Genomic DNA, 7,863 nt, shown 5'->3' on the forward strand with positions numbered 1-7,863 from the left:
GATCATCTCGATGGGGGTAGCGGTTTCGACTTCGCTTCGTTCGCCGACCAAGGCGTGGGGCTCGACGTTACCCTGGGCAGCGCTGCCATCGCCGGCGATGCGCTCTTCTCCATCGAAGGCATCGTTGGAACGAACCACGCCGACGTGCTGCGCGGCGACGGGGCTGGCGTTCTCGATGGATCCGGTGGCGACGATACCTATTACGTCGGCGGGAACGTCACCATCCAGGAGGCGGTAGGCGGTGGGACCGATACGGTCGTTTCCGAGGGTAGCTTCTCGTTGAGTGCATCTGCAGCGGTGGAGGTCCTCAAGCTTTCAGCGCCGACGTCAAAGGTGAGCGCCAATCTCAACGGGTCGGATACGGCAAACGCCATCTACGGTAATGCGGGCCGGAATGTCCTCAAAGGCGAGGGCGGCGATGACAGACTTTACGGTGGAAACGGCAAGGACACTCTGTCAGGGAACGCGGGCAGAGACATTTTCGTGTTCAAGGCGAAGCCCGATTCAAAGAAGACACATGTCGACAAAATCACCGACTTCAACGTGAAAGACGATGCGATCTGGCTCGAGAACGCGGTCTTTAAAAAGCTTGGAGCGAAAGGCTCGGAAACAAGGCCCGCCCTTTTGAAATCAGGTTATTTCACCGTTGGCACCGCGGCAAAAGACGCCAACGACTATGTCATCTACGACAAGAAGAAGGGCGTACTCTACTACGACGCCGATGGGTCCGGTATCGGCAAGGCTCTTCAGATCGCCACGCTCGGAAAGAACCTCAAGATGACCTATAAGGATTTCTACGTGATCTAAGGTTTGCCTGACTGCGAAGGCTCGGTGCCGATCGCGGCCGATCGCGCGCACCTTTGTGATCTTTATCCAAGCATGGTCCGCAGTGTGCGCATGAACACCCGCGCTCCGATCTCGATCAGGTCGTCGGGGAAATCGTAATCCGGGTTGTGGAGACTCGGATGCGTTTCTCCGGCGCCGAGAAAAAACATGGCTGAAGGCGCATCTTCACCGAACCGCCCAAAATCCTCCGAGGCTCGCATCGGAAGATTGCCGGGGCCGTGAGATATGCCCTCGGCGTCGAGGGCGTCGCGCAAGACGGCCACAGCCGCCGAAGCGTTGTCACAATGTCGGAATACGTCGTCGTAGGAGATAGTCACCGCCAACCCTTCCTCGCGTGCGGCGTTCTTGACAGCCGCTTCAGCGCTTGCGCAGAGTTCGCCCATACGGCGATCCGTCAGCGTTCGTAGCGTCGCCCAGATCTCGGCGCGGCCGGGCGCGACGCCGAAGGCGGGTTCGCCTACGCTGGCGTGTGTAACCGTCACCATGGCGAAATCCTCACCCACGGCTTGCCCACTGCCGAGGCCGGTCAGCGCAGGCATTAGAAAGGCGACCGCGTTCACCGGGGACACGCCCGTCTCCGGCATGGAGGCGTGGGCGGTTTTTCCCGCGAGCGCGATGCGCAGACCGCGCGATGCGCAATTGACCGGCCCTTCCGTCAGCAGCACCTCGCCCAAAGGAACGCCTGGCATGTTGTGCAGGGCGAACGAAAAATCCGGAGCGAGCTGCGGATAGTGCGGGTCTGCGATAACGGCGGCAGCGCCGGAACCATTTTCTTCCGCAGGTTGGAACAGCAACACCACACGACCGCGTTGCGGACGCTTGCGGCCCAGGCCCAACGCCAAACCGGCGAGTGTCGCCATGTGCCCATCGTGACCGCACAGATGGGCTTTTCCCGGAACGATCGAGCGATGCGGAATTGTGGAGATTTCTTCGATCGGAAGTGCGTCGAGCTCGGCACGAAACATTACCGTCGGGCCGGGTTCATCGCCGTCAAAGATGGCGGCGACGCCATGGCCGCCGAGCCTGGTGATCAGGTCCGCACCGGTGGTGGCGAGAAGCGCGCAGACTTCCCGTGCGGTGTTCTCCTCTTCGCCCGATAGTTCAGGCATGCGATGAAGTTTGCGGCGCCATTCCACAAGATCGACAATGTCCCGGTTGGTCAAAAACATCATTGGCCTCGTTGTTGACGCGGTGCGCCCGCTGCGTGCGCTTGTGACTCCGACGCCGATTTGCATTGAAGTCGCAGGTTTGCGTATGGAGGATTGGCTGCGTCAGCCTGGACGGTCTCGATGCGTTTCCAAGCGTCCTTGCGTGATGAGACGTGCACTGCGCTGGTCGCGTGCGTGAATCCAAAGCCAGTTGATGGCAACGCTGAGGCGATTGCGCAGGCCGATCAGGAAATAGATGTGCGCGAGACCCCACATCCACCAAGCAAGAGCGCCGCGGAGCTTGATACGCCCGAAATCGATCACAGCCAGTCGCTTTCCGATCGTCGCCAGACTACCCGCATGATTGTATCGGAAGGGCAGGGGCTGTGCAGCACCTCGCAGACGCGCTTTGATGGCATTGGCGACGTGATGTCCTTGCTGTTTCGCAGCAGGTGCAATCCCGGGCACTGGCTTTCCGTCGGGACCATCGATCGCGACGGTGTCGCCGATAGCGAAGACCTCCGGTCTCCCCGGAACCGTCAGATCCGGCAGCACCAACATCCGGCCAGCGCGATCGGCCGGCACTCCGAGCCATTCTGCGGCGGGCGACGCTCTGACACCTGCGGCCCAAATGAGAGTCTTGGCCTCCAGAATACGATCCCCATAGACGACACCGTCTTCTGTGCATAAGGAAACGGGTTGACCGAGCTCGACCTCGACGCCCAGACTTTCAAGGGCGCGCAGAGCGTATGCCGACAGATCTTCGGCGTATCCCGCCAACACGCGAGGTCCCGCTTCGATGAGGACAACGCGCGCATGGCGGGTATCGATCTTGCGGAAATCACGGGGCAGCGTATCGCGGGCGAGCTCGGCAATCGTCCCCGCGAGTTCGACACCTGTCGGTCCCGCACCGACGATGACGAACGTCAGCAACGCGGCCTGTCGTTGAGGATCAGTCTCTCGCTCAGCACGCTCGAATGCGAGAAGGATGCGACGCCTTATCGTCGTGGCGTCCTCGAGCGTCTTTAAGCCGAGCGCGAATTCTTCCCACTCATCATGACCGAAATAGGCGTGTCGCGCGCCGGTCGCGAGAACCAGCGTGTCGTATGGAACAACGTCGCCTCCATCAAGGACGACGTGCTTGGCGTCGGCATCGATCCCCGTGACTGTGGCCAGCAATGTCGTGACTTCGGGACGACCGCGCATGAGATATCTGATTGGCCAGGCAATTTCCGATGTCGCCAGCGACGCAGTGGCCACCTGATAGAGAAGGGGCTGAAAAAGATGGTGATTGCGTCGATCGATAAGCGTGATATCCACCGGGCAGCCGGCCAGGTGATGGACCGCTTCCAATCCTCCGAAGCCGGCGCCGACGATGACCACCCGATGCCGGCGCTCGCCATTCTGGGACATGTTTTTTGAGAGAGCGTCTTCCACGGCGTTCATCGAGCCCTGCACCGAGTGATACTTCAAATGGTGACGACGAATGGTCGTGCGTCGACGCCAGTCATTCTCAATACAATCCGCCTGTTTTCAAACCTAATCAACATTGGCGTAGCGAGGGTGGCACGGGGTTGGATTGCTGATGATCGAAAACGATCAAATCCGTCTATGCGGGCAGGATTTATGGTATTCGTCGACGAGCCCTATCGCTATTTCATCCATCGCGTTGCCGGAAGCGAGAGCGTCGCACACTCGCGCTATGTCCCCTGATCGATCGCGCCCTTGAGGATCCCATGCTCGATATTATGGTTCATCTCGCACGGAGCGCAGGAACGCTCGCTCGGCCATATGTCTCGGGAGAGCGTTCGTTCTCGGTCGAGGAGAAGGGGCCACTGGACCTCGTGACCGAAGCCGACCGGCGGATCGAGGAGCTTCTTCGGGCGGAGATTGAAAAGCGCTTTCCGGGCGACGGTTTTTTCGGCGAGGAAGGTAGCGCACAAGCGCGTCTGGACGGACGAACTTGGGTTGTCGATCCGATCGACGGCACCGCGAATTTCGTCCGCCGCAATCCCGATTGGGCGATTTCCATCGGCATCTATGAAGGCGGCCGCCCTCAGGCAGGGGTCATTTACTCACCGGTCCATGATCTCATGTTAGCGGGTGGACTCGGATTGGGCGCGACGCTCAACGGCGTCGAGCTGCCGCGACTAGCCAGTGGCAGGCCACGGAGCGGGATCGTCGCGGTGGAGGTCAACAGTAGGACACCGTCGGTGCGGCAGGCCGAGATCGTCGAGTTCGTCGCCGGCGCGGCCGGAATGGCCGTGCGTTGCTATGGGTCCTCGACGATTTCATTCATGAAGGCTGCCCTTGGGCAGGTGGACGCTCACGTTGGGTTCGGAGCATCCAGCTGGGACGTGATGGCGGGCATGGCCATCGTCGAGGCGCTCGGGGGCCGAACGTACACCAACCGCCCGCTAGGCAATCTGACGGGTGAGTTCAACGGATTCGCGGGTCTCCCCGATCTTGCTGGCGAGTGGAAAGCTCTCGTGGTCGACTAGCCGTGGTTTCCTGCCTTCCTTGTCCACACGCCTTCTCGCACGCCGACCACTTGCTTCCGAAGATGCAATCCGGTGTGATGGAGATCGCCGTCGCGTGATCGGCGTCTCGCGATTTGGGCGCGCCTGCTCTTGAAATGCGAGATCGGATCCAATCTTCGGGTGTCAGAACGCCAAGGAGCGGTTCATGTTTTTCTCCATATTGAACAAGGCGCAGTCCAAAACAGGGCCCGCCCGCTCTCTTGGGATCCGGCGAAGTTTAGCCATCGTTTTGGCGGGTCTGTCGCTTGCCTTTGCATCCTCCGGTCTTCACGCGCAGCCAGACCCTTTACCCTCATGGAATGAGGGTAATGCCAAAGCGTCCGTCATCAATTTTGTAGCGCGTGTCATCAAGGAGGGGACACCGGACTTTGTCCCTGTCGCCGAGCGCATCGCCACTTTCGACAACGATGGTACTTTGTGGACCGAACAGCCGATCTACGTCCAGGCGGCCTACATTTTCGACAAGGCGACGGCGATAGCGCGCGGCCGGCCGGATCTCAAGGAAAAGCAACCATTCAAGGCGCTTCTCGAAGGCGACAAGGGCACGCTTGCCTCGCTTGGAGAACAGGGTCTTGTCGAACTCGTAGCCCTGACGCATTCGGGCATGAACACGGTGCAGTTTGACCAATCCGTGAAAGACTGGCTTGCGACGGCGCGGCATCCTCGATTCAACAGGCCCTACACCGAGCTCGTCTATCAGCCTATGCTCGAACTGCTGAGCTTCTTGCGCGCGAATGGGTTCAAGACTTTCATCGTTTCCGGAGGCGGAGTCGAGTTCATGCGCCCCTGGACCGAGAAATCCTACGGCATCCCGCCAGAGCAAGTGGTCGGATCGAGCGGCAAGACCACCTATAAGCTCGATGGTGATAGCCCCGTGATCGAGAAGCTCCCCAATGTCGAGTTCATCGATGATGGACCGGGCAAGGCGGTCGGTATCAACCGGTTCATCGGTCGTCGTCCGGTCTTTGCGGCAGGTAACTCGGATGGCGATCTCGAGATGCTGCAGTGGACGACGCTGAATTCCGGGCCGCGCTTTGCGCTGATCGTGCATCACACCGATGCGGAACGCGAATATGCCTATGACAGGCAATCCAAGGTAGGAAAGTTGGACAAGGCCCTCGATGAGGCGCCTCGGCGTGGGTGGCTCGTCGTAGACATAAAGAAGGATTGGAAGACGATTTACCCGGCGCAGTGATCCGACGTTGCGGTTGGGCGCTGAACTGGCGAAATTGGTATATGCGCAGAGATTCTCGATGATTCGTTCCTTTTCGTTCGGCTCTATCGCCGCCTTGGCCGTCCTAGCCATCGCTCCGGCTGCCGCCCTCGAAGGTGGGCAAAGCCCATATCTCAAGGGCTTCCAAGATTTCATGTCTGGAGTGGTGCCGCCGGAGCCCGGGGTTTATACGCGCACGAATGCCTACGCCTATAGCGGCTCGATTGATCGGACCCTGCTCCAGGGTCGCCTCCAGACCGAACTGGACATGCGGGTCTTTTCAGTTCTGCCCGTGATGACTGTCGTAACCCCTGCGAAGATATTGGGTGGGCAGTATGCATTCGGCGCGGCCTGGGGTGTCGTCGATGCCCACCTGACCGGTAGCCTCTCGACGCCCCGCTTCAATATCTCGCGCAGCGCAAGCAAGACTGACCTGTCCGATCTCATCCTCATTCCGGCGATCGTCGGTTGGAATTCGGGGCCATTCTATTGGAACGTGGGCCTGTCAGTGTACACCCCCGTCGGGGGATACAACGACGAGGAAGTGCTGAACACGGGTAAGAATTTCGCGTCCGTTCAACCGCAAGCGGCATTCACCTACTTCGATCCAAAGGTCGGGATCGATATCTCCGTCGCGGCCGCCTACTTGATCAACCAGAAAAATCCGGCGACCGACTATCGCTCTGGAGATGTGCTCCACATCGATGCGGCAGCCGGTTATCAGATCAATGAGGCGGTCAAGCTCGGCATCGTCGGCTACACGATGCAGCAGGTTACGGGCGATAGCGGTAGCGGAGCGAGCCTCGGCGCCTATAAATCCCGCGTCTACGGCCTGGGTCCGGCAGCCGTTTTCACCTTCAAGGTCGGGTCCATGCCGGTGCAATTGACAGCAAAATATTATCGTGAGTTCGGGGCGAAAAACACGACGGAAGGCGATGCCGGCACCGTCGCTGTTAGCTTCAAGTTCTAGAGAGACCCCTGTCGTCTATCCTGCGGGAGCGCGGCGGACGCATCGAAAGCCGATATGGCTGGTCGATGTGTCGATCGGGTGCGGGTGGCGGGCAGCTGGGCGGTAACGCCGACAATAATTCGGCGCACAAAGATGGGATCCGCCCTTCACGACTTTCCGTGGAATGCGGCTCTCGGGTTGTCGGGGATCATAGCTCCCTTCCATTCTCGCGCCGCGCGGATTTTCCGGAATGCAGCACGCCTTCGGGACATCCTCGGCATGTTGGGGCGCAAACCAATCTRATGTCCATTCCCAGACGTTTCCGATCATGTCGAAGAGACCGTAGCCGTTTGGCGGAAAGGTGCCGACCGGCGATGTGCGATCGTAACCGTCGAGCATCGTGTTCTCGAACGGAAATTGCCCTTGCCAGGTATTGGCCATCTGGCGACCTTCGGGTGTCAATTCGCTTCCCCAGGCGAATTCTTGTCCGTCGGCACCACCGCGGGCGGCGAATTCCCATTCCGCTTCAGTCGGCAAGTCCTTGCCTGCCCACTTTGCGTAGGCGAGAGCGTCGGTATAGCTGACATGAACGACCGGATGGTGCTCGAGTCCCTTGAGCTTGCTGTTGGGGCCGTAGGGACGCCGCCAATTCACCCCGAAAGCGAACGTCCACCATTGGCTCCAATCGCGGAGGTCGACAGGGTGATCGGGCGGCGTGAAAAGGAGCGATCCCGCCCTGAGCATCTCCGTCTTGGCGCCCGGATAGTCTTTCGCGTCCGGCACGATCTCCGCCGTCGTCAAATGCCCGGTCGCCTGAACGAACGCCTTAAACTGGCGGTTCGTCACGGGGAGCTTATCGATCCAAAATCCATCGACAGTGACCCGGTGGACCGGTGCTTCCTCCGGGTAGTGCTCATTCGAGCCCATGCGAAACGTTCCGCCGGGCACGAAGACCATGCCATCCTCGACAGGCGCCTGAGAAGGAGCTTTGGCAATCGCGGAAGAAACGTGGCTCATGGACCAACTGCCCGCTTGAGCGAGGGGAAAATTGGACCGATATGACGAGCGAGTTTTTCAAAAGTGACGCCGGACAAGCGACAAGCGGCTCCTGACAGAGAGTTACACCGTGCAGGGGTTGGTGCGACGAGAAACCGAACCAAGCTACCG

General features: G+C 59.8%; 7 protein-coding genes. 4 read left to right on the forward strand and 3 right to left on the reverse strand.

The window, feature by feature from the left end:
- Nucleotides 1-807 (forward strand): calcium-binding protein (locus AC1DT3_RS07815; RefSeq protein ID WP_477464687.1); only part of this gene is annotated, 807 nt, incomplete at its 5' end.
- Nucleotides 808-869: 62 nt separating this feature from the next.
- On the opposite strand, the gene AC1DT3_RS07820 is transcribed toward AC1DT3_RS07815, so the two are convergent.
- Both AC1DT3_RS07820 and AC1DT3_RS07825 read right to left on the reverse strand, forming a co-directional pair.
- The gene (locus AC1DT3_RS07820) at nt 870-2,015 is read right to left on the reverse strand and encodes an amidohydrolase (protein WP_477464693.1); all 1,146 of its coding nucleotides are present in this window, start codon (nt 2,013-2,015) and stop codon (nt 870-872) included.
- A 102-nt stretch (nt 2,016-2,117) separates the two neighbouring features.
- Nucleotides 2,118-3,407 (reverse strand): NAD(P)/FAD-dependent oxidoreductase, encoded by a 1,290-nt coding sequence (locus AC1DT3_RS07825; protein WP_477464688.1) that lies wholly within the window; start codon nt 3,405-3,407, stop codon nt 2,118-2,120.
- 323 nt (nt 3,408-3,730) lie between these two features.
- Here AC1DT3_RS07825 and AC1DT3_RS07830 point away from each other — a divergent pair, with 323 nt between their 5' ends.
- The 3 genes from AC1DT3_RS07830 to AC1DT3_RS07840 all read left to right on the forward strand — a co-directional run bounded on the left by AC1DT3_RS07830 (nt 3,731) and on the right by AC1DT3_RS07840 (nt 6,717).
- Entirely contained in the window at nt 3,731-4,495 is a 765-nt protein-coding gene (locus AC1DT3_RS07830) for an inositol monophosphatase family protein (protein WP_477464689.1), read from the forward strand.
- 184 nt (nt 4,496-4,679) lie between these two features.
- Nucleotides 4,680-5,729 carry an HAD family hydrolase gene (locus AC1DT3_RS07835; protein WP_477464690.1) on the forward strand — a complete coding sequence of 350 codons (1,050 nt, stop codon included), beginning with the start codon at nt 4,680-4,682 and terminating at the stop codon, nt 5,727-5,729.
- A gap of 58 nt (nt 5,730-5,787) precedes the next feature.
- Nucleotides 5,788-6,717 carry a SphA family protein gene (locus AC1DT3_RS07840; RefSeq protein ID WP_477464691.1) on the forward strand — a complete coding sequence of 310 codons (930 nt, stop codon included), beginning with the start codon at nt 5,788-5,790 and terminating at the stop codon, nt 6,715-6,717.
- A gap of 15 nt (nt 6,718-6,732) precedes the next feature.
- Here the strand turns inward: AC1DT3_RS07840 and AC1DT3_RS07845 are convergent, their stop codons facing one another.
- Entirely contained in the window at nt 6,733-7,713 is a 981-nt protein-coding gene (locus AC1DT3_RS07845; RefSeq protein WP_477464692.1) for a formylglycine-generating enzyme family protein, read from the reverse strand.
- Nucleotides 7,714-7,863: the final 150 nt, after the last annotated feature.

Source organism: Microvirga sp. P4_G7 (assembly GCF_056401005.1).

Bases quoted from the DNA above. Each gene is read 5' to 3' on its own strand.
- AC1DT3_RS07830 (WP_477464689.1), top strand. From the start codon at position 3,731: ATGCTCGATATTATGGTTCATCTCGCACGGAGCGCAGGAACGCTCGCT.
- AC1DT3_RS07825 (WP_477464688.1), bottom strand. From the start codon at position 3,407: ATGTCCCAGAATGGCGAGCGCCGGCATCGGGTGGTCATCGTCGGCGCC.
- AC1DT3_RS07835 (WP_477464690.1), top strand. From the start codon at position 4,680: ATGTTTTTCTCCATATTGAACAAGGCGCAGTCCAAAACAGGGCCCGCC.
- AC1DT3_RS07840 (WP_477464691.1), top strand. From the start codon at position 5,788: ATGATTCGTTCCTTTTCGTTCGGCTCTATCGCCGCCTTGGCCGTCCTA.
- AC1DT3_RS07820 (WP_477464693.1), bottom strand. From the start codon at position 2,015: ATGTTTTTGACCAACCGGGACATTGTCGATCTTGTGGAATGGCGCCGC.